This window comes from Streptomyces beijiangensis, assembly GCF_017315755.1.
Lineage (GTDB): Bacteria > Actinomycetota > Actinomycetes > Streptomycetales > Streptomycetaceae > Streptomyces > Streptomyces beijiangensis.
Genome location: NZ_JAFLRJ010001316.1, coordinates 1 through 358 on the forward strand (window position 1 = coordinate 1; position 358 = coordinate 358).

Here is a 358-nt window from a genome sequence, read left to right on the forward strand (position 1 = left end):
CTTCGAGACCGTTGGCCCCATCGGGGATGTGGACGCCGAGACCGCGCTCGTCCGGCGCCAGTCGCGGGCAGCCGTCGAACGCGTGGGCGCCGCCTACCAGGTGGACGACGCGGTCCTCGAAGCCCTTGTCACCGCCTTCCGGGACCTGCGCGAGGGTCGCTCCGTGGAGGGCTGGGAGGTCGAGCGCCCCTCCACAGTGATGAGCACGGCGCAGGCGGTCTCCGTCGCGGGCTCCCTGGGCCTGGCCGCCGCCTACTTCCCTGGCGACCGGGACGTGCTCTCCCTCCTGCCCGGCCATCTGCTCGGCGTCGTCCGAAAGGACGACCCCGCCGACACGGCACGGCTGCTGGGGTACTGG

At 73.2% G+C, this 358-nt stretch carries 1 pseudogene; it reads left to right on the forward strand.

Annotated elements, in window-relative coordinates:
* Positions 1-358, forward strand: a pseudogene (locus tag J0695_RS41645) (AAA family ATPase); the annotation flags it as partial.